The sequence below is a fragment of the Rhizobium sp. 2YAF20 genome (assembly GCF_052114685.1).
In the GTDB taxonomy this organism is placed as follows: domain Bacteria; phylum Pseudomonadota; class Alphaproteobacteria; order Rhizobiales; family Rhizobiaceae; genus Rhizobium.
Genome location: NZ_JBFRFF010000117.1, coordinates 1 through 1,487 on the forward strand (window position 1 = coordinate 1; position 1,487 = coordinate 1,487).

The 1,487-nt window shown below is 60.0% G+C and carries 2 protein-coding genes; one reads left to right on the forward strand and one right to left on the reverse strand.

Annotated features, from left to right (window positions below; genetic code table 11):
• The first annotated feature begins 43 nt into the window (after positions 1–43).
• Positions 44–781, forward strand: a complete 738-nt coding sequence (locus AB4Z52_RS36155) for a response regulator (protein ID WP_442222605.1) — start codon at positions 44–46, stop codon at positions 779–781.
• Between the two features lie 4 nt (positions 782–785).
• Here the strand turns inward: AB4Z52_RS36155 and AB4Z52_RS36160 are convergent, their stop codons facing one another.
• The gene (locus AB4Z52_RS36160; protein WP_442222604.1) at positions 786–1,229 is read right to left on the reverse strand and encodes a hypothetical protein; all 444 of its coding nucleotides are present in this window, start codon (positions 1,227–1,229) and stop codon (positions 786–788) included.
• Between the last annotated feature and the right edge of the window lie 258 nt (positions 1,230–1,487).

A 1,487-nucleotide genomic window follows, 5' to 3' on the forward strand; every position in this document is an offset into this window, starting at 1 on the left:
AGATGTAACAAGCCTTCACTGCGGGCCACTGGACAATATGACGATGACACCCTTTCAGAGCCAGACCACCAACATCCTCGTGGTCGACGACGATCCGCGCATCCGGCAGATGCTGACACGCTACTTCGAGGACGAAGGATATGGCGTCACCGCGGTGGCGGATGGTGCCTCGATGCGCGCGGTGCTACCGCGGATTTCGTTCGACGCCATATTCCTCGATCTCGTCCTGCCCGGTGGAGACGACGGACTGGCACTCGCACGMGAAATCAGAACGGGCTCGGACGTRCCGATCATCATGCTGACCGGCCGCGGCGACGTCATCGACAGGATCGTCGGCCTTGAGATCGGGGCTGACGACTATATTGCCAAGCCCTTTCACCTTCGGGAGGTTCTGGCGCGACTGCGAACTATCCTGCGTCGCCGACAGCAGCCGAACCCGTTGATGGAGCAGGTTCCCGAGCAGATACTCCGTTTCGAGGGCTTTATACTGGATCTGGGACGTCGGTTGCTGCTGTCTGCAAGTGGTTCGGAGATCGAGCTGACGACGGGCGAATTCGACATGCTGGCGGTGCTTGCCAGGCATCCGAGGCGCGTGTTCACGCGTGAAATCCTCATGGACATGACGCGTGGTCGAGGTCTTGAAGCGTTCGATCGGACCATTGACGCCCAGATCGGCCGGCTGCGAAGGAAGATCGAGCGCGATCCGAAGAAGCCGGAGCTGATCAAGTCAGTGCGCGGAATAGGATATATGTTCGCCGTCAAGGCGGCGGATCGATCGTAAGCGATCAGCCAAGCATCATCCGCACGCCGTGATCCCAACGCTGATAGTCCGACGCTTGTATATGTCGACCCCAGCTATCCCCTCCGACTGTCCAGAAGCGGATGCTCTTGCAGCCGCTGTCCTCGGCCAAGTGCCGAAGTCGCCCGATCAGCGCGCCGGACACGCCGCTCTCATCCGCGGCACTGGCAACGATGAATATCGGGACGTCCAGCATGCGTCCGTAAGTCGGATCATCTCCCAATTTGCTAAGAGCGAGCCCCTGGATTCGTCCGGCGGGGTTTCGAACGATCCACACCTGTTCGGCACGAGGCGGGCGRCGACTTGCCGGACCAAGCTGGCCGCAGAAGTCTCGCCAGGCGGCGAGACTGAGCGAGTCGGCGGCGAATGCGACAAGGGGAAAGGCGCGATCAGCCTCTGCCAGACCGATGGTGGCGACTTTGTAGGTCATGGGCTGCTATGCCTCCAAATTGACTGGCCATGCCAGCGGCATGACGATACCCGGTGGCAATGGCCGCTCTCGAAGCTTAGTCGACTGGAATTTGGCGGTGTCCGCATTGAGACAGATCAATGCCGAGATCGCCGCGCGGGCTTTAATCGGCGATACGTCTTGCGCAATCGCTGGGCTTACGAACAAGCACGGCGATCAAGGAGAAGTCTAAGCCAAAGGAGCTCAATCATGGTCGATGCAGCAACAAGACTGCCTGTC